Here is a 23804-nt window from a genome sequence, read left to right on the forward strand (position 1 = left end):
TATATTTAAAATGCTGCTCAAATTGAGCAGCATTTTTTTTTATATTTAAGTATTACAAGCAAACCCTGTAAGCTAACCTATCAATTACAATTATTATGCAAAGTTTATATTCCAATGGTTTCGAAAAAATATATGATAACATGTATCAAAGCTTTATTGATTATAAGCAAGAATATCTGTTTTACAATACCATTTTAAAAGACCATAATAAAGACAGTGTTTTAGAAATAGGATCTGGCACAGGTCATTTGGCAAAATATTTTATTGACAACCAGTGCAACTATCAAGGATTGGATTATAGTCAAGCTATGATTGATTTAGCCATACAAAACAATCCAAAGGGATTATTTACTCAAGGAGACATGAGAAATTTTAAACTAAGTACTCCCGTTAAAAGTGTCATAATTACCGGACGCACCTCAAGCTATCTATTAACTAATCAAGACATTAATAACGCATTACAATCTATTTATACTAATTTAGAACCTAATGGTATTTTGTGTTTTGATTTTATTGACGCTAATCGTTTTTTTAAACAAATAAAAGGAGGTACAACTCTAACGCACAAGGCTTCGTTTAACAATAGCCATTACTCCAGAGATAGCAAACTAAACACTAATACGTCTAACAATTTTATGTTTGATTGGGATTCTAAATATTATAAAATAGAGGGTCATAACAAAAAACTAATAGCAAATGACACATCAGAAGTTAGAGCTTTCACTAAAAACGAATGGGAACTACTACTCTATCTTAATAACTATAAAATTTTAGCGTTTATTGATAAACCCGCTTACATGTTTGATTGTTACGCTGTGGTTGCTCAAAAACTATAAATAAAAAAAAGCCCAAGTATAAACTTGAGCTTTTTTAGATTTAAATATTTTAATTATCCATCAGGATGCATAAATTTTTGCTTTCCTAATAAGGTGTCTTTAGTTTCTACATGCTCGTCATCCGGTACACAACAATCTACAGGACATACTGCAGCACATTGTGGTTCTTCATGAAAACCAACACATTCTGTACATTTATCTGGTACTATATAATAAATCTCGTCACTAATAGGCTCTTGCGCTTCATCAGCATCAACTTCCTTTCCATCAGTTAAAACCAACTTACCATTTAAACTAGTACCATCTTTGTATCTCCAATCGTCAGCACCTTCATAAATTGCAGTATTTGGGCATTCCGGCTCACATGCTCCACAGTTAATACATTCGTCTGTTATAATAATTGCCATAGCGTTTTTTAATCTTTTTTGTTTACTTAACTTTGCGGTACAAAAATAAAGCCAAAAAAGGTGTTATACAAATAATAATGAGTAACAAAGATCACATTACTGAAGCTTTTATACAATTAGGGCGTTTTATCAGCCAATTTTCTTCTGAAGAAGTAGAAAAAAAGGAAAACATACTTCACAACGATTTATTTTTTGATGGTTTTAAGCATCAAATTAAATTAGCGAAAGAATATAACGGTTGGTTTACAAAAGAAAATATTAGATTTTCATTAGATGGTTGGAGCACGCAACTTTCTGAAGACAATATAAAACAATGGCTAAACAATTATAATACAGACCAAGTAACCCCAAAAACAGTAGCCATAATAATGGCAGGTAACATACCACTTGTTGGGTTTCATGATTTTTTATGTGTTTTAGTTTCAGGTCACCATGTTTTGGTTAAACAATCGTCTAACGATAAGCACCTACTACCCTATTTAGCTAAATATCTAGAGCATGTAGCACCTGAATTAAAAGGAAAAATAAAATTTACAGAAGATAAATTAGAGGCATTTGATGCTGTTATTGCTACCGGTAGTAATAATACGGCGCGTTATTTTGAATTCTACTTTAAAAACAAGCCTTCCATAATTAGAAAAAACAGAAATTCTGCTGCCATATTAACTGGTAACGAAACTAAAGAGCAATTAGATTTACTTTCTGAAGATATTTTTAGATACTATGGTTTAGGTTGCAGAAATGTATCCAAACTGTTTATACCAAAAGGTTATAATTTTGATGCTTTCTTTGCAGCGATGTACAAATGGCATCCTATTGTTAACGAATCTAAATACGCTAATAATTACGACTATAATAAAGCCGTGTATATAATGAGCGAATTTGATATGTTAGAAAATGGGTTTTTGATGATAAAAGAAGACCAAAGTTATGGGTCACCTATAGCTACAGTGTTTTATGAGTATTATGACACTGAAGACACCTTAAAACAAAAGCTTGATATTGATAAAGATCTAATACAATGTATTGTCGCCGATGGCTTTTATAAAAATGAAATTCCGTTTGGAAAAACACAAAAACCAGAACTTTCAGACTATGCTGATGATGTTGATACTATTGCATTTTTATTAGAAATCTAGTTAATAAATTATTATATTCTTAACTTATTTTAAATCAATATTTAGCACCTTTGTTAACTGAAAAATAAAGATAATTTCTGTTACAACAGAAACAAAAACTTGTACTCATGCAAAAACACAATTTTAGCGCAGGACCATGCGTTTTACCTAAAGAAGTAATACAAAAAGCATCAGAAGCTTTATTAGATTTTGATAATGGATTATCATTAATCGAGATTTCGCATAGAAGCAAGTCCTTCGTGGATGTAATGGAACAAGCTAGATCTTTAGCTTTAGAGTTATTAGGACTAGAAGGTAAAGGTTACAAAGCTTTATTTTTACAAGGTGGTGCTAGTATGCAGTTTTTAATGGTTGCTCAAAATTTATTAGAAAAAAAAGCAGCGTATTTAAATACAGGAACATGGGCAGATAAAGCCATTAAAGAAGCTAAAATTTATGCCGATATTATAGAAGTTGCCTCATCAAAAGACGCTAACTACAACTACATTCCTAAAGGTTTTGATATTCCTGAAGATCTTGATTATTTTCACTGTACTTCCAACAACACTATTTTTGGAACACAAATGAAAAGTTTTCCAAAGTCTCCAATCCCATTAGTTTGTGATATGAGTAGTGATATCTTCTCTCGTACTTTAGATTTCTCTCAATTTGATTTAATATATGCAGGTGCTCAAAAAAATATGGGACCAGCAGGTACAACTTTAATTATAGTTAAGGAAGACATTTTAGGTAAAGTATCACGTAAAATTCCTTCAATGTTAGACTATAAAGTACATATTGACAAAAGTAGTATGTTTAATACGCCTCCTGTTTTTGCAGTATATACGTCTATGTTGACTATGCAATGGTTAAAAGACTTAGGTGGTATTAAAGCTATCGAGCAAGAAAACGATAAAAAAGCACGTTTAATGTATTCTGAAATTGATTTAAACCCTTTATTTAAAGGATTTGCAGCAAAAGAAGACCGTTCTGACATGAATGCAACATTTACATTAGTTAACGAGGATTTAAAAGAAACGTTTGATACGATGTGGAAAGAAGCTGGAATTAATGGCTTAAGCGGACACAGAAGCGTTGGTGGTTACAGAGCAAGTATGTACAATGCTTTATCATTAGATAGTGTAAAAGTACTTGTTGAAGTAATGAACGAGTTAGAAAGTAAAGCCTAAACTAGTAATGTAAACAGTTACAATAAATAAGTGTTTACTACATAGGCAAAAAAATAAATAGAATAAATGGTTATCCTAAATAATAAGGAATAACGCAATTACAATTATTATGAAAGTATTAGCAAACGATGGTGTATCTCAAAGTGGAATTGATGCATTAGAAGCAGCAGGTTTTGAAGTTAACACAACAACCGTTGCCCAAGAACAATTGATAAATTATATTAACGATAACGCTATTAGCGTACTATTAGTTAGAAGTGCAACTACAGCAAGAAAAGATTTAATTGATGCTTGTCCAAACCTAAAAATTATAGGTCGTGGTGGTGTTGGTATGGATAATATTGATGTAGAATATGCTAGAGAAAAAGGATTGCATGTTATTAATACACCTGCAGCATCTTCTCAATCTGTAGCAGAGTTAGTGTTTGCTCACTTATATGGTGGCGTAAGATTTTTACACGATGCTAACAGAAACATGCCTTTAGATGGTGATTCTCAGTTTAAAAAATTAAAGAAAAATTACGCAAAAGGTGTTGAGTTAAGAGGAAAAACTTTAGGTGTTATTGGATTTGGTCGTATTGGTCAAGAAGTAGCAAAAATAGGTTTAGGTGTAGGAATGAAAGTAATTGCTGCAGATAAGTTTATTGAAAATGCAGATGTAAAGGTTGATTTTTTTGATGGACAGTCTGTAAATTTTTCTATTAAAACAGAATCTATGGAAGACGTTTTAAAACAATCAGATTTTGTGACATTACATGTACCGGCTCAAAAGGATTACGTGATTGGTAAAGCTGAATTTGATTTAATGAAAGATGGCTCTGCCCTTATTAACGCTGCAAGAGGTGGTGTAGTTAATGAAGTAGAATTGGTTACTGCTTTAGAAAATGGTAAACTAGCCTTTGCTGGTTTAGATACATTTCAAAACGAACCAACGCCAGCTGTACAGTTATTAATGAATGGTAGAATATCATTAACACCACATATTGGAGCTGCTACAAACGAAGCACAAGATAGAATTGGTACTGAATTAGCAACTCAAATCAAAAATATACTTTTAAACGGATAAATCAGTCGTTTTGTCGATTCTTTAGTTCGGATTAAATTATAAAGAAGTCACATTGTTAAGATGTGGCTTTTTTTTGTACTTTGTAAGTATCAATATTATTAACTATTAATTTTTATATACAATGGCAGGAATTTTCGATCTTTTAAACTCAGATTTAGGTAAAACAATAATAAGCGGTGTTGCAGGTTCAACTGGACAAGACCAAGCAAAAACAGGAGGTCTTTTAGCGATGGCTTTACCAGTTTTAATGAAAGCAATGGAACGTAATGCTTCTACACCAGAAGGTGCTGAAGGATTAATGGGAGCTATTAGCGGTAAGCACAACGGAAGTATACTAGATAACCTTGGTGGTTTATTTGGTGGTGGTGTTAACGAAGAAGTAACTAATGACGGAGATAAAATATTAGGTCATGTTTTAGGAAACAAAAGAGCTGGCGTAGAGCAAGTATTAGGTCAAAAGGCTGGTATGGACTCAAGCGCTGTAGACAGTATCTTAAAAGTAGCTGCACCAATATTAATGGGTGTTTTAGGTAAACAAGCGTCACAAAACAATGTAAGTTCTTCTAGCGGAATCGGTGATTTACTAGGTGGTTTACTTGGTGGTGCTAGTAGTCAAGGTGCTGTAACTGAAGAGCAAAGCTTTCTTGAAAAAATGTTAGACAGCGACGGTGATGGTAGCATTATTGATGATGTTGCAGGAATGGTTTTAGGAGGATCTAATAAAGGAGGACTAGGTGGTTTACTAGGTGGTCTTTTCGGAAAATAAGATATACCCCTATTTATAATATTAAGAAGCCAAACAATTGTTTGGCTTCTTTTTTGTTTTATAATGCCTGATAAATGTTGTATTTTTAATAAAATCTAATAGTATGAAAAATTTAATATTAATTGTTGCTATCCTATTTATAGCTTTTAGCTGTGGTACAAATAAAAAAACTGCTACAATAACAAAAGACGCAGCACAGGTTGGAGATACTATTACCTTAAGTAGTGACGATTCTGACTACGAAATCTTGATTATAGAACCTGGATTTAATGCTTGGTTAGCAAGTAGAGCGCGACCTAAAGGGTTTCACTCTCAGTCCTTTTTAGAAAATAAAAATATTTTTTATGTGACACAATGGAATACGCGTGTAATGCAACCACAACGCTATAATGCTACTTTATACGAGATGCAAATAGATTATAGATCTAACATAGACTATGGTTACGACGTTAATTACCAATTATATAACTACTTTGTGTACTTTCAAAATAGATATAAACAAAATCTTTTAGGCGGTCGTATACCTACTAATTAAAGCCCTTTTAATACCTTTGCGACGACAAAAATTAAAATGGAAAAATTTAAAACACGTTGGGACATCCAACAAAATTGGCAACTCCTCTTCCCCTTACTTGGTATTGTAGGGTTAGGTTACTCTAGCTTTAAACTGGCTAAATTGCTGTTTGACAACAATCTAATCTTAACAATTGTTTTAGCAATTGTAATTACATATGCGTTGTTAAAGTTCTTTTTATTTCTATTTAAAAAACTAGAAAACAAATGGAAAGTTGATTACAGATGGGAAATGATTCGTATTTTTCTTGTCTTTGCAGTAACCGGAAGTTCTTCCGTATTTATTGGAAGACCAATTATTTCTTGGCTTGGAATTACTAAAGAAAACTTAAATGTTTTTGTCTATTGGGCATTATACATTATCATTGGCATAATATTTTACCAAATAATGCTAGTTTGTTTTGGTTGGCTATCTGGTCAACACAAATTTTTTTGGGAATTTGAAAAGAAAATGATTAGGCGTTTTGGTTTAGGCAAATTTGTAGATTAATTGAAACAACAACAGCACATCGCATTTAAAATTGCAGCAATAGTCCTTCTATTAGCTGTGTTAATGCCATCTGCGGTAAAGTTTACGCATATTTTTGAAAATCACAAGCATGAGGTTTGTACAGATTATTCAACAAAACATATGCATGAAATTAATTTAGAATGTGAGTTTTTCAAGTTTAAAGTAAACCCTGTTTTTTCTATTAATTTTGAAACAGTTACATTTTTAAAACCATATAAAAAGCAAACTTTAATCACCTCTCAATATCAGTTTGTTAGCGATTACCAAAAACTTGGTTTTGCACTTCGTGGTCCCCCACAATTAGTATAAATACATGTTAGTTTTCTTCGGAAAACATCTTTTATCATTCAACATTTATACTAAAAATTCATAAAATGAAAACTTTATATTTTATGCTATTGGCTGTAGTTTCTACTGTATCAATAGCACAACAAAGCCTGTCTGGGCAGGTCTCAATTATAAATACGTCAGAAACCGTTTCTGATGCTACCATTTACTTTCCTCAGTTAGAAAAAGGAACAACTACAGATAGTAATGGTCAATTCACAATAAATAATTTACCATCGGGAACACAAAAAATAGTGGTTTCCGTTATTGGATTTGAAACTATATCTCAAAATATTACCCTTCCTACTACCCAACTTTTAACATTTGAAATCATCCCTTCTGTTATCGAAATGGACGAGGTCATATTATCCACTCCGTTTCATAAACTTCAAAGAGATAACGTTATGAAAGTGGAACAGGAAAAAATATCAGATTTACAAGCAAAAGGAGCTGTTACCCTGTCTGAAGGTATTACAAATATTGCAGGTGTAGAAAGTGTTACTACTGGTTTAAGCATTGGAAAACCAGTCATTAGAGGACTAAGTAGTAATCGTGTTTTAGTGTATGCACAAGGCGTACGACTAGAAAATCAACAATTTGGAGCTGAGCATGGCTTGGGAGTTAATGATGCTGGTATAGAAAGTGTCGAGGTTATAAAAGGACCAGCGTCCCTCCTATATGGTAGTGATGCACTTGGAGGTGTGTTATATCTAAATCCAGAACGTTATGCCGCATCAAACAGCAGTAAAACAGATGTTAATACGCGCTATTTTTCAAATACAGAAGGTTACAGTACTAATGTGGGCTTTAAAAAATCTGCAGATCAGTTTAAGTTTTTAATACGTGCTAGTCAAGCGGAACATAGTGATTACGAAACTAAAAATTATAGTGTAACAAATACACGGTTTAGAGAGCAAGATTTAAAAGCAGGTTTAGGTTACCAAAGCACTAATTTTAAAACTGATTTTAGATACAACGTTAACTTATCTAAATTAGGTATCCCAGAAGAAATCGGAGCACAATCAAACTCCAGGACACCGTTAGAGCCATACCAATCCTTAACAAATCATATTTTAAGTTCTAAAAGTACTTGGTTTTTTAACAATTCTAGTTTAGATGTTAATCTTGGATTTATTTATAACGATAGAAAAGAATTTGAAGACCATCATCACGACCATGACGCGGACCACGATGATGAAGACCACGACGAAGACGCGCACGAGGATGAAGAGCACGACGAAGAAGCACATGAAGATGAAGACCATGACGACGAGCTAGAAGCAGAAGCACCTGCGTTGCACATGAAACTTAAGACGTTTAATTATGATGTAAAATATAATTTACCAACGTTAGGTAAATTTGAAACTATTGTTGGCTTGCAAGGGATGAATCAAGTAAATACCAATTATGGAGAAGAATTATTAATACCAGATGCAACCACTAATGATGTTGGTGTACTAGCAACGTCTCACATACATTTTGAAACCTTTGACGTCCAATTAGGAGCAAGATTTGACAACCGTAATATCAACATTAATAACAGTATAAAAAAGCAATATAATAGTATTAATGGTGCAGCCGGAATCAAAGCTAGCTTGTTAAAAAACACAGTAGTAAGATTAAATTTAGCTAGCGGATTTAGAGCTCCTAATTTATCTGAATTAGCCTCAAACGGAACCCACGAAGGAACAAACCGTTATGAAATTGGAAATATTGCACTTAAAAATGAGCAAAACTTCCAAAGCGATTTAGCTTTAGAATATAACAACAAACACTTTGAAGTATTCGCAAACGGTTTTTACAATCATATTAATAATTATATTTTCTTAGCGCCTAATGGCGAAACTATTGATGATACACCAGTGTATAACTACTTGCAAAGTGATGCCCGTTTGTATGGTGGCGAATTTGGATTACATTTACATCCACACCCTTTAGATTGGTTACATGTTGAGTCTAGTTTTGAAACCGTTATTGGACAGCAAGAAAACAAAGACTATTTGCCATTAATCCCTGCCAATAGCTTAACTAATACCTTACGTGTAGAGTTTGAGAACACAACCTTTACAAAAAGTTATGCGTTTGTAAAATTAAAAAGCACCTTTTTACAAAGTAACATTAGTGCTTTTGAAACCACCACACCAAGTTATACACTACTAAGTGCAGGTTTTGGTACAACCGTTAGCTTATTTAATAACCCTTTACAAATTAGTTTATCTGGTACTAACTTAACAGACAAAGTCTACATTAATCACCTATCAAGATTAAAATCTGAAGGCATTGCAAATATGGGACGTAATATCAGCATTGGTCTGGGGTATACTATGTAACAATTATTACAAAAAGTGTGGATATCCCGGGAATTTTGTGGGATATTCACTACTTTAGTTGTTATATAACGAGTTAGGCACAATTATATCAAAAATGTCAAAAAAGAAAATATTAATCGCTGGAATTGGAGGCATAGGTGGATACTTTGGAGGATTACTCGCTAAAGAATACTATGATAGTAAGGAGCTTGATATCTTTTTTCTTGCTAGAGGAAAGAATTTAATAAAAATTCAAGAATCTGGATTACGAATTAATGACAATGAAGTTGAATCGATTATCAAACCAAACCTAATTTCGGATGAAGTAAGTGATTTTGGTATTGTTGATTATATTCTAATATGTACCAAGACATATGACTTGAAGGAAACTGTAATACAACTATTGCCATCTATTAATGATGATACCATAATTATACCTTTACAAAATGGAGTTGATAGTAAAGATAAGATCTCTAAGCAACTGCCCAAGAACCTTATTGCAAAAGGTTGTGTGTATCTTGTTTCAAGATTAGAAGAGCCTGGATTGATTATAAAAAGAGGGCATGTTCATTCATTATTCTTTGGTATTGATACTGGAGGAAATGAAAAACTACAATTTCTTCAGAATGCGCTTTTAAAATCAAATATTAAATCTGATTTATCAAAGGACATTAATAAAATCATTTGGGAGAAGTTCATTTTTTTATCTTCTATTGCTACGGCTACAGCATACTTTGATACAGAGATTGGTACTATTTTAAAGAGTAAAGAAAAGTCTGACTTGTTAATCAGTTTAATAAACGAGGTCACGAATTTGGCTATATCAAAGCAAATTAATATTGATAAAAATCAGGAAGAGCTAGTTATAGAGAAACTTAAATCACTTCCAGATGATGCGACCACTTCTATGCACTCTGACTTTCGAAGCAGAAAAAAAAATACGGAACTAGAAAGTTTAACGGGCTATGTAGTTACAGAAGGAAAGAAAAACAACATTAATATGGAAACATTTTACAAAATGTATCATAAATTAAACGTTAAGCATTATTAGATAAAAGACAGACCTGTCTTATTTTATAATGTTTTGTATATTTGCTAAGTGAAACACTCCGAAATCAAAAATAGAATTATTGAGACAGCATCATCCTTATTTTATAAGAATGGTTATAATATTACAGGAATAAATGAAATTGTTTCTGAAGCTGGCATTGCTAAATCGACACTTTATGCTCATTTTAGATCCAAAGAAGATATTTGTATTGCCTTTCTGCGTTTCAAAGACACAAATTTTAATATAGAAATTGAAGAATTTACCACTTCCAAACCAAAAGGAAAATCACAAATACTAGCTATTTTCGGTTTTCTTGAATTATTCTATCATACCGAAGATTTTAATGGGTGTTGGTCTATCAAAACTGTGTCAGAAATATCAGGAGATAATGAGAATATTAGAAATGAAATACAAAATCAAAAAAATAAGTTTCTTCAATTTATTTCTAAACTCGTAACAGATAACTTGGACGATATTAAAGAAGCAGAAATCAAGTCGCTATCACGAAAAATATATTTACTATATGAAGGAGCAGTAGTTGAAAGCAATTTACATCAAGCAGATTGGCCTATTAAGGAAGCAAAAGATTTGTGTGCTATGCTATTAAATAAAAAAAATACTTCCATAAAGACCGACTAAAATCAGCTACTTTTCTAAAATAGCTTGTATAACTCTGCGCAAACCTTCTTCTAAAATGACTCTAGGACAAGCAAGGTTTAATCGAATAAAGCCATCTGCATTAGCGACAAACATATTTCCACCTTCCAATAAAACACCTGCATGTCTTGCAAAATACAAGGTTAGGTTTTCATTATCCGTAAAATAATAACTAACATCCACCCATGCCAAATAGGTTGCATCTGGAATTGTAAATTTTGCTTGAGGCAAGTAGGTATCTAATTGTTCTTTTAGGTACTTAAAATTAGCATCTAAATAATCTGTCAATTCCATAAGCCAAGCATGACCTTCTGAATAAGCGGCTTTAGCAGCTACAACACTCAATGGGTTTTCTACAGGCAAATAATGCTCATTGTATTTCATTCTCAATGCATCGTTGGGAATAATGATATTAGCAAACAAATTACCTGCCAGGTTAAATGTTTTGCTTGGCGCCATACACGTAATAATTTTATCCGAATTAGGAAAAAGACTCGCCAAAGGTGTGAAAATTTTATCTTTACGGATTACGTCACAATGAATTTCATCAGAAATAATAGTCAATCCATTTTCTAAACAAACTTCGCCAAACTCCACTAATTCTTTTTTAGACCATAATCTCCCTGTTGGATTATGAGGGTTACAGAAAACCGCCAAAACACATTTTTCATCAGACGTTTTCTTTTTAATATCATCCATATCAATATGGAATTCACCATGGTCTTCTGTCAAATCAGAACAAACCAACTCTACGCCATTATAATCAGCTCCATGCTTAAAAAACGCATAAGAAGGAGTAACAATCAATACTTTTTCATCTGGTTTACAGAGATAACCAATCAAATCATATAAAGCAGGAATAACACCTTTTGCATGCACTAAATGTGCTATGTTAAACTTCCATTGATAACGATCTACACACCATTTTTGAAAACTTAACGCATAAGAAAGATCGGCTACCATAGAATATCCCAATAATGGATGTTCTAAGCGTTCTTTCATAGCATTGATAATTTCTGGAGCGATAGCAAACTCCATATCTGCCACCCACATTTTAATAAAATCATCTTCCGAGTATTTACCATTAAGATCTTCTTCTGGATCAAAAAGATAACCTCTATAGCCCTCAACAGACATAGCATTGGTTCCTTTACGTTCTAATACTTGATTAAATTGGTAGTTATTAGATGGCATGATTTTAAAAATTTAAATTGACAAAAAGTATAAGGTTATTTTAGGTTTTTTATGCTGTTATTTTTGCAGCAACTACAGACATTTCTACAAGTAATTCGGGTCTCGCCATACGCGCTTCAACACATGCACGTGTAGGCTGATAACCCTCCGCTACCCATGCATCCCAAACATCATTCATTGCAGCGAAGTCTTTCATATCTCTCACATAAATGGTTACAGAAAGGATGTGTTTTTTATCAGATCCCGCTTTGTTAAGCAATTCTTCAACCTTTTCTAGTGTTGTTATCGTTTGTTCTTTGATGCCTTTAGTACCATCTTTTGCCACTTGGCCACAAAGATAAATAGTATTATTATGTTCAACAATCCTACTCATACGTGGAGTTATATCTGTTCTAGTTATCGACATCCGTTTTTATTATTGATTAAAGATTTAAACTCCTAAATATAAGTTATTCCTTATTGAGTAATTCATTACAGCTATTTATAAGTTTCTAGCACAAATGTCTCCCATTGGGAGACTTGCGCTAATAAACAGTTAAAACAATTACTTCATAAGGTGCGTACCATGAACCACTGCTGCACCTGCTCTTAAGGTTGCTGCAATAAAAGTTGTTTCTGCTAATTCTTCTTCAGTCGCTCCTGCTTCAAGTGCATGTTTCTTGTGAATCTCAAGACAATAAGGACATTGAGTAGTAAGTGCTACTGCTAAAGCGATTAATTCCTTATATTTTATAGGAATTGCGCCTTCTCCCATAGCCACTTTATCCAATGCTTGAAAAGCTTCCATTGCAGCAGGTGCGCCTTTTCCTAAAGCTCCTAATTTATTCAATTGCTTCATGTCGTACATAATTTTTATAATTTAAAGTTGAATGCAAACTTACAAAATCAAACAGACTGGTCTGTTTGATTTTGTGTTAAAAAAAAGTTAAAAAATGTCTTTATAAAAACATTCAGCTGCACAACCTCCAATTTCTTTTAGTATTCCAGAAAAATTTATTACAGTTATTAAAAAGCACTTTTAATTAATTGACACTTATGCTTATGGATAGTTTAAAAGATAATTTAAATAAGATGAACAAACACATTGCCTAACACCATATAAAAATAATTGCTACATTGTGCTTAATCAAAGGTAATTGCACTTTTGTTAAGTCTGATTTTCCTTCGGAAATTCCTCGCATACAAACCCGCAACTATTCTTATACATCAACGTTCTACGCAAGCTAAAAAAACACCTATGAGAAAAACAATCGTAATTGCTTTATTATTAATTTTAGCTTTTTCATCGTGTAAAGATGGCAGAAATACAATAGCTGAAAATAAAGCTAAAATATTCACTGAATTATACAATCAAGAAAATATTGAAAGTGAATATTTTAATATTGACGCAAAAACGGACACTATTCTTGTAACAAAAAAAGGTTCTAAATATAGAATTTATGCTAATTCCTTTCAACTTAAAAAAGAGAACTCAATAAATAAAATTCAAGTAGAAATAAAAGAGGTTTTCAATCCAATTGACTTTATTAATGGCAATTTAACAACCACGAGTAATAATAAACTTTTATCAAGTGGTGGAATGCTATTAATAACTGCTTACTCAAACAACAAAACAATAAAATTAAAAGACGGAAAAGAAATCGGAATTATAATTCCGACAAAAAAATTGGACAATGAAATGTTGATTTTTGAGGGAATAAAGGATAGTTTATCAATAAATTGGATAAATCAAGATAGTATTCTAAACAACAAACTAAAAAGTCTAGAACAATCCTATAAAACTATAACTTATCAATTTGACAATATCGCTAACTTTGATGATAAGGTACTTGGCAAATGGTTTTGGAATCCTGAACGAAAAATAGGAGATAAAATTCAATTTCAAAAAGCTAATATCGTGATAATCGGAATTTCAAGAGATACAGTTAAATTAAAAGAGAGTCATAATGGTTTATTTATTCCAGAGATTATAACAAAAAAAGGAGAAAATGGATTTGTAGAAGATTTTAATACGAGTTATATCTTTTCTGTCAAAAAATTAGGTTGGGCGAATATTGACAAATTTTTTAATGACCCAAAATCTGAAATTGTAGACTTAAGCCTAAAAGTTAAAAATGAGGATTTTTCATATGTATTTACTTCGCTTTTATTACCAAATAAAAATATGTACATTCCTGGTTACGAAAGAATGGATGGTTCTTTCGGATTCACTCATAATGACGCAGAGGATTTAATTTTACCCATTGGAGAGAAAGCTTATATTATGGCAACTTCTTATATAGACGATTTACCATATTTTGATTTAATTGAATTCGAAATAAGCTCTAAAAAAGAAATTACATTAGAATTGAAGCAAACAACAGTAATGGGATTAAAAAACAAACTAGCTGAAAAAATTGAGTAGAAAGCCTGTGCATAACAATGTATATAATTTATTTCTAATTATAGCCTACTTATTAAAACTCTCGCGGATTTTATTGGTCAATAGATATTTACTAAATTAGGTGCAAATATCAAATATTAAAGCTTTTACCAAACTAAACCTAAAATAAATGAAAAAATTTATTTTACTCTTTCTACTATTAACCACTGTTTTTAGTTTTGCACAAAATGAAATTGGCATTGGAGATGTCAATAAAAAATAAAGGATTCTTTAACATTACAAAAATTGGATATTTTACCAACACCTCTGTAAAACAAGAATTAATTATAGAAGGTGAAAAAATCATACTATCGGATCTTGATAATAGTGAGTCTCATGCTTGGAGTTTGCAAACTGTAAATGGTTATTTTATTTCTCCTTATCTCTCACTTGGAATTGCAATTGGACTTGATAGTGATAATAATTTCACCACTTTACCTGTCATGCTGGATATAAGAACTTATATGTCTGATAAAGCGGATTCATTTTATGCATTTTTAGATATTGGACCTACATTAAAAATTGGCGGAAAAAACTCTGAATTAAGAAAAGGATTGGCTTTCAATATTGGTTTAGGCTATAAATTTAAAATTTCTGAAAAATTATTTTTAATATCTGATCTTTCCTATTCTCATAAAAATGTTAGTTTAACCAACGAAGGCATTGGAACATCTGATAATATTATTAAAGCAAATGGTATTGGATTAAATATTGGAATTATTTTTTGAATTTAAACTGAAAATAAAAAAAGCGGTTAGTAACAAAATAATCAAAAATGCGTTTTTGTGGCATCTGGATTTCCTGAAAACGTAAAACTTAACCCCTCTTAAATGGTCTAAAAAACATTTTGCACCACCATATATAATGAATAGTTAACCTACGTTAAATTCACTTTAAAAGATTTCCTACGTAGTATTATTTCTGTTTTTTATTCCCTAAATTAGACGTTTAAACACTCATTTAATCAAATACAATCACATTATACACCAATATGATAGATTTATCTCAAACTGAGAAACAAATTAGATATGTCACAAATTTTAAAGATCTTATATCTATACCTTTTCAAGCGGAAATTAACGCAAGTTGTTGGACTCGTAATCTAGTAGGTGATTTTTCTGAAATTATTAAGCAAATAGAACAAAACGAAACTATAGTAGAACTTAATCAAGAAGAGCTACTAGATCTAAAATTGAGTGCACAGGGACAACTCGCCCGTAATATTATTTTAAATGATTTAGAGACGCTAAAAGCGCAAGGCGCCTCTCCAATACTTAATGTGATCAAGAGTTATCAAAGAGACGATGCCTATCCCCTTTTTCCAACGGATGTGTACTCTTTTCATGTAGACCGTTCTCCTATACCAACCAATACTTTTTTATGCACTTATCACGGAGAACCTAGTGAGATATTACCCAATACACAAGCCAATCAGAAAATATTGGTACCAGAAATACGTCAGGAATTAAAAAAACTATATGATGGTGCTGATGATGGTTTTGAATCGTTTTTAAGCGAGTATTTCTTTGATTTACACTATCAGCCCAAACCTAATGCTAATATTATAAACCTAGGCGTTGGTCATTTATGGAAGCTAGCAGTTGATCACCCAAGAAGCCAAGTCCTACCTTGTATACACCGCGCACCTAAGGAAAAAGGTGGAAATAGCCGCTTGCTATTAATCTGTTAATAATTATAAGAGTAGCATAATTTTAAGTGATCTATAATCCATGTAACATATACATTATCTCTGAAAAACAATAAATACTAACGCTTCTCTACTACTATTACAAATCTTAGAAAATTTTCTATTCTAATTTTATTTACTAAATTAGGTTGTAAAATTTATAACAAACCTTATTTAATATAGACATTTCTAAAGAATCAAAACAGTATTAAAAAATGAGAAAAGATTTAAAACGCTTAGTAGCTATAATATTATTTCTATTTATATCAATAAATACTTACAGTCAAACCAAAATTTATTTTGATTCAGAATGGAATACATCGACTAAAGATAAAGCTGAATTTTACAGGATACTTACTAAAAAAAACGACTCTCTATTTCATATAAAAGATTTTTACATTAATGGGAACCTACAAATGGAAGGGTATTTTTCTGATCTAGAAAAAGAAACCTTAGAAGACAAAATAGTATGGTATAATTCTGATGGAAAAAAACTCAGTTCGGCTCATTACAAAAAGGGCATACTACACGGTTTAAGTACAACTTATTTAAAAAATGGTAAAATCGACTATACCACTGAATATAGAAACGGAAAAGTTTATGATGGTGTTTACGCTTACAATTCCTATAAGCAATACTATAAAAAGGGCAAATTAATAAAACAAGTAGAATTAGAAGCCCCAAATTATTTTCGTAACCTAGAAACACGTGTATTTGGTGCAGAAAAAGATACCGTATATTGGATGAGTAATAAAGGTGATAAATTAATAGGTATAGGGATATACCTTTCTTCAAGTTCACAAATTATTGATGGTTTAGATATTCAAAATGATTTTTTAATAGCTATTCACACAAACTATAAAAATGGTAAAAGAGAAGGTATTCAAAAAGTTTTTTATGAAGGCGATTTATTATCAGAACAAACTTTTGTTAATAATACCGTGGTTTTAGAAAGATCCATAAATCCAATAAACGGTAAAACTGTTGAAATAAATTTTAAAGATGGCGAACCAAATACTGGTCATCTTTTTCAATTTAATCAAATCAACGAATATTATAATGAGTTTATATATAAAGAAGGTGAAGTGCTTATAAAAAATCATTACGAATTAGTTAAAGGCGAATTAAAATTAAATATCGAAAAATCTTACAAAAAAAAGGAGTTTTAAATAAACGTTATTATCTTACATTTTTTTTTACCAAAACACCAATTTTTATGGGAGCTATCCAATTAATTATTTTTGCTATTATGTTTATAATAGGTCTAATTAGTGTAATTAGTTATTATCAAGATAAAGGAGAAATGAAAAGGACACAGTCTAGTCTATTAGAGACTTTAAGTACAGAAAGAACCCTAACAGGGAAAGAAATAGACTCTATAAAAAAAATATACAAAATTAAATTAGACAGAACTACACCTGTATATTCATTGACCGGTAGCATTGGATATATTCTTTTTGAAACTAACGGTCAAGGACAAAAAGAATGGCAGATTGCCAATATTTTAATAGCTAATAAATCGGTAAAAATTTTGGACAAAAAAGGAGTCTCACTTGAAAGTTTATTAATGAATGAACACGAGGTTAATCCTAAAATTGAAGCATTAAACAAGGAATTAGAGACCGATAAGATAACAATCACAGAAGCAAAAGAGAAAGCGTCTGTAATATTGGAAAAATACACAAATAATAAAATGGAATTTATAATAGCTAACCCTTCCAAAAAGGATAAACCAGTATATTTAATAAGCTTTAAAAGTAACGACATGACAAGCTCTCTTAACTTATTAACTGAGATTTAATTATTATTCAATTAAACTAAATATAGAAAACGATTACTGTAATAAAATAAAGGTAAAACAGTCTATAGTTTTGCTTTAGCAGAATTTTAATATCATGTTAAAATAGGCACAAAAACAGAACCAACATTAAACAAAAAAACTTAGTAAAAAAAGTCCTTTATATTTAATCAATCAAATGAAAATCCCAAAAATAAAAGGAATTATAGACCGACGAATTTTAATCAATTATCAAATTGATAAAGCGGTCTTAGAAAATTATTTACCAAAACCTTTTAAACCTAAATTAGTAAATGGAAAAGGTGTTGCAGGAATCTGTTTGATAAGATTAAAGGACATCAGACCAAAAGGTTTGCCTAAACAAATCGGAATTTCATCTGAAAATGGCGCACATCGTATTGCTGTTGTATGGACTGAAAATGGTAAGCAAAAAGAAGGTGTTTATATACCAAGAAGAGATACGTCTTCCAAGTTAAATGCATTAGCTGGAGGAACTATATTTCCAGGAATCCATCATTTAGCAAATTTCACAATAAATGAAAAAGACGGACAGTACAAAGTCGCTTTTATAAGTCATGACGGTACTGCACTATCCATAACAGCAAAAGAAACAAATACTTGGAATACCGAAAGTGTATTTGAAAATTTAGACTGTGCTTCTAAATTCTTTGAAAATGGCGCAGTGGGCTATTCTCCCGACAAAAATAATTTTGATGGCCTTGAATTAAAAGTCTATAATTGGAAAGTATCTCTTTTAGAAGTTGATCACGTAAGATCAAGTTTTTTTGAAAATGAAAGTATTTTCCCAAAAGGTTCTGTCCAATTTGATAATGCTTTATTAATGAAGGATATTGAACACGAATGGATTGGGTTGTCAAAAATCAAAAACTGATTCAATCTAAAAACGAAATAAAAACACAGACAATTCTAAATTTACCTAACAACATGCTTATAATCTGTTCTAATTATAATTTAATTTCTGTATCCAAAAGTTAACTAATTAGTAGTCAGTTATTTTTGTGACATAATTCTTTTCGATTTTCAGCTTTATTAAACCATGATTAAATACACATATTACAATATAAAAGTTAAATTTAAGAATGTCTCCATGGACCTTTTAAACTAAATTTAATACAGATTACTTTATGAAGCAACCTGTACTAAATCTTTAAAAATTATGCTGGTAATTCCCAATTTACAGACTTAACCCATTCCGATAAGTTTTGTGGAGTCACCCCTAATATTTCTTGTGTTCTTTTAAAATCTTTAGCAATGATTTGATTTCTATTGCTTTCCACATATCTATATAGATTTGAGATTTCTCTTCCTGCAACTTCTCCAAAAGTTGGTGAAATTTTATTCTCAAATTCATCCGGAGTTACTGAAATAAAACGAAGCTCTTTTCCTATTTCTAATGAAATAGCAGCTGCTATTTCTTCACCAGAAAATAAATTACCACCAATAGGTAAAACACTACCTGACAATTCCGGTTTGTCAATAGCAGACGCAACATATTTTGCTAAATCTGAATGACTAATCCAAGGTACCTTATGTCCTGATGCAACTGGATAAGGAACAATACCATTGTTTAAAATTACAGGAATTGACCATGGTGCAGAAATATTATCAATATAAATATCAGGTACTAATGTTGTTACATTAAGCCCAGATTGATCAAATAATGTTTTAATCTGAGATTTAATGTTAAGAGCTAATAACCCCTCTTTTTGTTCTGGTAAGTCAAAACCAACATTAAATACAACATGGGGAATATTTTGTGCTTTTGCTGCCTTAATAAAATTCAAAGTATATTCTTTCACTAAATTTAAATCAAATAATAAAGGGAAAGTAAAAACAGCTGCATCTACACCAATTAATGCTTTATTTAAAGCGTCAATATTTTCTAACCCTCCTGTTACAACACTTATATTTGGTAGAAGTGGCAGATTGCCTTCAGAACGTCTTAATGTTACCAGATCATGTCCTTTTCTTATTAACTCTTGTGCTATACTACCTCCCTGAAAACCAGAAGCCCCTAATACAAATATTTTCATGTTTATTATTTTATATATTAATTTATAATTCAAAAGTATTACATTACCTGACTTTTTACAAGTACCTACATAAAAGTAAGGTACTTACAAAAAGGTATGTAAAACTGATAATCAAATACTTAATAAAAATTAAAAAAATGTTAATAAGTGAAAACTGTCCTGTAAATATTGCGCTAGGCGTCATAGGAGGAAAATGGAGATTACTTATAATCTTTCAAATTGGTAATGAAAAAAGAAGGTTTGGAGAACTAAAAAGACTTATTCCTCAAATTAGTGAAAAAATGCTGATTCAAGAGCTAAAAAACTTAACTAAAGCAGGAATTTTAAATAGAAAAGCTTATCCAGAAATTCCGCCTAAAGTAGAATATTCACTAACTATTCAAGGACAAAAAATTTTACCAATAATAGATCAAATTAAAGATTTTGGTTCTGAGTTGATAGAAAAACAACAAGATCATTAAATACCATATTATACCAATTGGCATCATTAGATTTATGATAAAAAACTCTAGACGCTTTAAGCTAAATATTTAAAAGCATCTCTTACTAAATATCAAATTAAGTAAATTGACTTTGATAATAATTCCAAAATATTAATATTCAACAATTGACAGAAACTTTAGCTTCCTTCAAATATTAAATAGAATAAAAACTAAAAAACGTTTTACAATACCACATAAAAACAATTACTTTTCTAATATAGCTTTTATTACTCGGCATAAGCCTTCTTCCAATATTACTCTAGGACACGCTAGGTTTAATCTAATATAGCCATCAGCATTAGCAACAAACATATTGCCTCCTTCAAGTAAAACACCAGCATTTTTAGCAAAGAATAAAGTAAGGTTTTCATTATCCTTAAAATAATAACTAACATCTACCCAAGCCAAATACGTTGCATCCGGAATTTTGAATGTCGCCCTAGGTAAATAGGTATCTAATTGTGCTTTTAAGTACTTAAAGTTATCATCTAAATAATCTATCAACTCAACCAACCAAGCATGCCCTTCTGAATAAGCAGCCTTAGCTGCTACGATGCTTAATGGATTTTCTACAGGTAAATAATTTTCGTTGTACTTAAGGCGTAATGCTTCGTTAGGAATGATAATGTTAGCAAACATATTCCCCGCAAGGTTAAATGTTTTACTTGGTGCCATACAAGTGATAATCTTATCCGAATTAGGAAAAAGACTAGCCAATGGTGTGAAAATTTTATCTTTACGGAGCACATCACAATGAATTTCGTCAGAGATAATAGTCAATCCGTTTTCTAAACAAACGTCGCCAAACGCTACTAACTCTTCTTTAGACCATAATCTTCCCGAAGGATTATGTGGACTACAAAATATTGCTAAAACACATTTAGGGTCTGAAGCTTTAATTTTTATATCATCGATATCCATTCTAAATTCACCTTTTTCTTCTAGCAAATCAGAACAGACCAACGCTACCTCATTATAATCCGTTCCATGCTTAAAAAAGGCATAAGAAGGCGTAATAATCAATACTTTTTGATCTGATTTACAAATATGACCAATCAAATCATATAAAGCAGGGACAACACCCTTGGCGTGTACTAAATGCTTTATGTCAATCGCCCAATTATAACGCTTAATACACCATTGCTTAAAACTTAAAGCATAAGAAGGATCAGCAACCATAGAGTATCCCAATAAAGGATGCTCTAAACGCGCTTTCATAGCATTAATAATTTCTGGAGCAATAGCAAACTCCATATCTGCAACCCACATTTTGATAAAATCTGCCTCTTGATATTTACCACTAAGGTCTTCCTCTGGATCAAAAAGATACCCTCTATAACCTTCAAGAGACATGGCATTTGTTTCTTTGCGTTCTAATACTTGATTAAATTGATATTTAGTAGATGACATTTCTTATAAAATTTAGGCTAAGTAAAAATACAACCTTAGATTTAAATCAAGTATGCTCCATATAGAAAACTGCTACGCATACTTAAAGGTTAGCATTATATTAATTATAAAAATACTTGCTATTAATATCTGTATTTTATTTATTAAATTAGACGATTATATATGGTAAAACCTCCATAAAACACTATAAAATAGGTTAGTTTTTATAATTTTATAATGTTCAAAATTATTAAAAAAATGAACGAAAAACTAAAATACAGGACTTTCCAAGTAGCTATATTAGGTGCGGTTGTACTAATTTATCTGATAGGTTGGTTTGGTCCTAGTCTGATAAAAAATTACAAATTAGAACAAGAACATCGTCAAATTAATATAGGAGGTTCCGATAAAGAATTAGAAAATTCAATAGAGGTTTATACCAAATCTTTAGATAGTGTTAGTCAGCTAATAAAAAAAACTCAAAAAAATTATCCATTTATATATGTGTGTACAAATGATAGTTTATTTACAACAAGCGATGTAACACTTTATCCATCACTAGATTATTATGCTTTAAAAAAGCATTTTCCTACCAGTCAAATATCATATAATAAATCAGCTACAAAAGCATTAAATACTTATTTACAGAAAGAAAAAAAGGTTTTAAAGGTTAAAACTAAATTTAACAACGTGTCGCGCCAAGTAAAAACTATTGTCGCCGATACTGTTTTAGACCAATTTATTATTTTCACATATTTTAAACCCACTCCTGAATATTTAAACCGTCCAATTATTAAAATGAATAGTCGTTACAATTTAAAAAAGGATACCATACGTTCTCGTTATTTTACATATAGTTTAAATAACATGAAAGCTTTAAATAAAATAATTCACCGATCAGCTATTGAGCGACCACACCATTATCAGTTGTATGACGATACATTCAAGTTTTATATTACCTATTGCGGTTCTCAAATATCAGAAGAAGCTTTTAGAAACTATTGCAATGATTTTATTAAAGCTGAATTTAAAAAACTAAAAAACAAACAGGTAACGTATTCTAAAGAAGCTATTAAAATCATGCCTTTTTTTGAGTAAAAATAAAGTCTAAAATATATTAGCATATTATTTTACTAAAAACGAAATTAAGCCTCTCAAATTTAAATTAAAAATTACTCAAATTGGCATAATAAATGTGCTAGATGGAGACTAAACCTAACTTATCAATTATGAAAAACACAACATTACTTTTTGGACTTTTATTTTTAGCACTAATTAGTTGTAATAACGATGATGATATGCAAACCATTGATACAAGCAATAAAAATTTAGTCGCTTATTTTCCTTTTAATGGTAATGCTATTGACCAAGTAAATTTAGAGAATACTAGTTTGGTTAAAGGTGCCATTTTAAGTACTGACAACCAAGGGATAGACAACAGTGCTTTTAGATTTAATGGTATAGATGATATTATAGAAATTAACCACAGTGCGGCATTAAATTTAACAAATGAATTTACAATCTCAGCACTTGTTAACACTGAAGAAATCAAATCGCAAACAATTATAAGAAAAGGTGCTGCCGTAAATGGAATAGGAACTGTGCCTTATGGATTAAGTATGTCCGCGACAGGTACCATCTCATTTACTGCTACTACAGAAAATGGAGCAACAATAAACCACGTCAGTAAGCAAGGGTATCAAATAAATGAATGGTATTTAATAACGGGAGTCTTAAAGGATTCTGAGATGTTTTTATACGTAAATGGAGTCCTGGAAGATTCTGTTATTATTAATGGAGAAAGTAATACAAATTCATTCCCTTTATTAATTGGTTCAAGGTTACGATTAGAAAGTAATACTTTTAAAGGTGTTATTGACGAAGTAAGGCTTTACAATGTGGCTTTAACTGAATCTGAAATTTTAGCTTTGCATAACAACTTGTAACTAAAGTTATAATTGTTATGG

Annotated in this window: 26 protein-coding genes; 20 read left to right on the top strand and 6 right to left on the bottom strand. The window is 31.0% G+C overall.

What is annotated here, in order from left to right; all coding sequences use genetic code 11:
* Positions 1 to 95: 95 nt before the first annotated feature.
* Positions 96 to 836, top strand: coding sequence for a class I SAM-dependent DNA methyltransferase (locus ACZ2G2_RS14570; protein WP_470392972.1), 741 nt, complete (start codon positions 96 to 98; stop codon positions 834 to 836).
* A 53-nt stretch (positions 837 to 889) separates the two neighbouring features.
* Here ACZ2G2_RS14570 and ACZ2G2_RS14575 read toward each other — a convergent pair whose 3' ends face one another.
* A complete protein-coding gene (locus ACZ2G2_RS14575; RefSeq protein ID WP_090841120.1) occupies positions 890 to 1243 on the bottom strand; it encodes a 4Fe-4S dicluster domain-containing protein in 354 nt (117 codons plus the stop codon).
* A 77-nt stretch (positions 1244 to 1320) separates the two neighbouring features.
* Between ACZ2G2_RS14575 and ACZ2G2_RS14580 the strand changes: the two genes are divergently transcribed.
* The 10 genes from ACZ2G2_RS14580 (at position 1321) to ACZ2G2_RS14625 (ending at position 10793) form a co-directional block, all read left to right on the top strand.
* Complete coding sequence (locus ACZ2G2_RS14580; protein WP_470392974.1) at positions 1321 to 2382, top strand: acyl-CoA reductase; 1062 nt, start codon at positions 1321 to 1323, stop codon at positions 2380 to 2382.
* A 107-nt stretch (positions 2383 to 2489) separates the two neighbouring features.
* Positions 2490 to 3551 (top strand): 3-phosphoserine/phosphohydroxythreonine transaminase, encoded by a 1062-nt coding sequence (gene serC / locus ACZ2G2_RS14585; RefSeq protein WP_090841124.1) that lies wholly within the window; start codon positions 2490 to 2492, stop codon positions 3549 to 3551.
* Between the two features lie 109 nt (positions 3552 to 3660).
* Positions 3661 to 4617, top strand: coding sequence for a D-2-hydroxyacid dehydrogenase (locus tag ACZ2G2_RS14590; RefSeq protein ID WP_090841126.1), 957 nt, complete (start codon positions 3661 to 3663; stop codon positions 4615 to 4617).
* Positions 4618 to 4738: 121 nt separating this feature from the next.
* A complete protein-coding gene (locus ACZ2G2_RS14595; protein ID WP_090841128.1) occupies positions 4739 to 5383 on the top strand; it encodes a DUF937 domain-containing protein in 645 nt (214 codons plus the stop codon).
* 103 nt (positions 5384 to 5486) lie between these two features.
* Complete coding sequence (locus tag ACZ2G2_RS14600; protein WP_470392977.1) at positions 5487 to 5918, top strand: DUF6146 family protein; 432 nt, start codon at positions 5487 to 5489, stop codon at positions 5916 to 5918.
* A gap of 36 nt (positions 5919 to 5954) precedes the next feature.
* Positions 5955 to 6446 carry a DUF6787 family protein gene (locus tag ACZ2G2_RS14605; protein ID WP_090841132.1) on the top strand — a complete coding sequence of 164 codons (492 nt, stop codon included), beginning with the start codon at positions 5955 to 5957 and terminating at the stop codon, positions 6444 to 6446.
* The gene (locus ACZ2G2_RS14610; protein WP_470392978.1) at positions 6447 to 6776 is read left to right on the top strand and encodes a hypothetical protein; all 330 of its coding nucleotides are present in this window, start codon (positions 6447 to 6449) and stop codon (positions 6774 to 6776) included.
* Positions 6777 to 6841: 65 nt separating this feature from the next.
* On the top strand, positions 6842 to 9124 hold the full coding sequence (locus ACZ2G2_RS14615; protein WP_470392979.1) for a TonB-dependent receptor: 2283 nt from the start codon (positions 6842 to 6844) through the stop codon (positions 9122 to 9124).
* A 94-nt stretch (positions 9125 to 9218) separates the two neighbouring features.
* A complete protein-coding gene (locus tag ACZ2G2_RS14620) occupies positions 9219 to 10154 on the top strand; it encodes a ketopantoate reductase family protein (RefSeq protein ID WP_470392981.1) in 936 nt (311 codons plus the stop codon).
* A gap of 48 nt (positions 10155 to 10202) precedes the next feature.
* Entirely contained in the window at positions 10203 to 10793 is a 591-nt protein-coding gene (locus ACZ2G2_RS14625; RefSeq protein WP_470392983.1) for a TetR/AcrR family transcriptional regulator, read from the top strand.
* 6 nt (positions 10794 to 10799) lie between these two features.
* Here the strand turns inward: ACZ2G2_RS14625 and ACZ2G2_RS14630 are convergent, their stop codons facing one another.
* From ACZ2G2_RS14630 to ACZ2G2_RS14640, 3 genes are all read right to left on the bottom strand, one after another.
* On the bottom strand, positions 10800 to 12005 hold the full coding sequence (locus ACZ2G2_RS14630; RefSeq protein ID WP_470392985.1) for a MalY/PatB family protein: 1206 nt from the start codon (positions 12003 to 12005) through the stop codon (positions 10800 to 10802).
* A gap of 49 nt (positions 12006 to 12054) precedes the next feature.
* Positions 12055 to 12378, bottom strand: a complete 324-nt coding sequence (locus tag ACZ2G2_RS14635) for a RidA family protein (protein ID WP_470392987.1) — start codon at positions 12376 to 12378, stop codon at positions 12055 to 12057.
* Positions 12379 to 12549: 171 nt separating this feature from the next.
* Complete coding sequence (locus ACZ2G2_RS14640; protein ID WP_470392988.1) at positions 12550 to 12852, bottom strand: carboxymuconolactone decarboxylase family protein; 303 nt, start codon at positions 12850 to 12852, stop codon at positions 12550 to 12552.
* A gap of 390 nt (positions 12853 to 13242) precedes the next feature.
* On the opposite strand from ACZ2G2_RS14640, the gene ACZ2G2_RS14645 reads away from it, so the two are divergent.
* The 6 genes from ACZ2G2_RS14645 (at position 13243) to ACZ2G2_RS14670 (ending at position 18804) form a co-directional block, all read left to right on the top strand.
* Complete coding sequence (locus ACZ2G2_RS14645; protein ID WP_470392990.1) at positions 13243 to 14409, top strand: hypothetical protein; 1167 nt, start codon at positions 13243 to 13245, stop codon at positions 14407 to 14409.
* Positions 14410 to 14615: 206 nt separating this feature from the next.
* The gene (locus tag ACZ2G2_RS14650; RefSeq protein WP_470392991.1) at positions 14616 to 15155 is read left to right on the top strand and encodes a hypothetical protein; all 540 of its coding nucleotides are present in this window, start codon (positions 14616 to 14618) and stop codon (positions 15153 to 15155) included.
* Between the two features lie 263 nt (positions 15156 to 15418).
* Positions 15419 to 16117, top strand: coding sequence for a hypothetical protein (locus ACZ2G2_RS14655; RefSeq protein WP_470392992.1), 699 nt, complete (start codon positions 15419 to 15421; stop codon positions 16115 to 16117).
* A 212-nt stretch (positions 16118 to 16329) separates the two neighbouring features.
* On the top strand, positions 16330 to 17283 hold the full coding sequence (locus ACZ2G2_RS14660; protein WP_470392993.1) for a toxin-antitoxin system YwqK family antitoxin: 954 nt from the start codon (positions 16330 to 16332) through the stop codon (positions 17281 to 17283).
* Positions 17284 to 17330: 47 nt separating this feature from the next.
* The gene (locus tag ACZ2G2_RS14665; RefSeq protein WP_470392994.1) at positions 17331 to 17915 is read left to right on the top strand and encodes a hypothetical protein; all 585 of its coding nucleotides are present in this window, start codon (positions 17331 to 17333) and stop codon (positions 17913 to 17915) included.
* Positions 17916 to 18090: 175 nt separating this feature from the next.
* Entirely contained in the window at positions 18091 to 18804 is a 714-nt protein-coding gene (locus tag ACZ2G2_RS14670) for a DUF2071 domain-containing protein (protein WP_470392995.1), read from the top strand.
* Between the two features lie 283 nt (positions 18805 to 19087).
* On the opposite strand, the gene ACZ2G2_RS14675 is transcribed toward ACZ2G2_RS14670, so the two are convergent.
* On the bottom strand, positions 19088 to 19966 hold the full coding sequence (locus ACZ2G2_RS14675) for an SDR family oxidoreductase (protein ID WP_470392996.1): 879 nt from the start codon (positions 19964 to 19966) through the stop codon (positions 19088 to 19090).
* A gap of 137 nt (positions 19967 to 20103) precedes the next feature.
* Between ACZ2G2_RS14675 and ACZ2G2_RS14680 the strand changes: the two genes are divergently transcribed.
* Positions 20104 to 20427: a winged helix-turn-helix transcriptional regulator gene (locus tag ACZ2G2_RS14680; RefSeq protein WP_470392998.1), complete on the top strand. Its 324-nt coding sequence runs from the start codon at positions 20104 to 20106 to the stop codon at positions 20425 to 20427.
* Positions 20428 to 20652: 225 nt separating this feature from the next.
* On the opposite strand, the gene ACZ2G2_RS14685 is transcribed toward ACZ2G2_RS14680, so the two are convergent.
* Positions 20653 to 21858, bottom strand: coding sequence for a MalY/PatB family protein (locus ACZ2G2_RS14685; RefSeq protein ID WP_470393000.1), 1206 nt, complete (start codon positions 21856 to 21858; stop codon positions 20653 to 20655).
* Between the two features lie 237 nt (positions 21859 to 22095).
* Here ACZ2G2_RS14685 and ACZ2G2_RS14690 point away from each other — a divergent pair, with 237 nt between their 5' ends.
* Positions 22096 to 22935 carry a hypothetical protein gene (locus ACZ2G2_RS14690; protein ID WP_470393002.1) on the top strand — a complete coding sequence of 280 codons (840 nt, stop codon included), beginning with the start codon at positions 22096 to 22098 and terminating at the stop codon, positions 22933 to 22935.
* A 131-nt stretch (positions 22936 to 23066) separates the two neighbouring features.
* Positions 23067 to 23783, top strand: coding sequence for a LamG domain-containing protein (locus ACZ2G2_RS14695; RefSeq protein ID WP_470393003.1), 717 nt, complete (start codon positions 23067 to 23069; stop codon positions 23781 to 23783).
* Positions 23784 to 23804 lie beyond the last annotated feature (21 nt).

It is taken from the genome of Olleya sp. KKT75 (assembly GCF_055635485.1).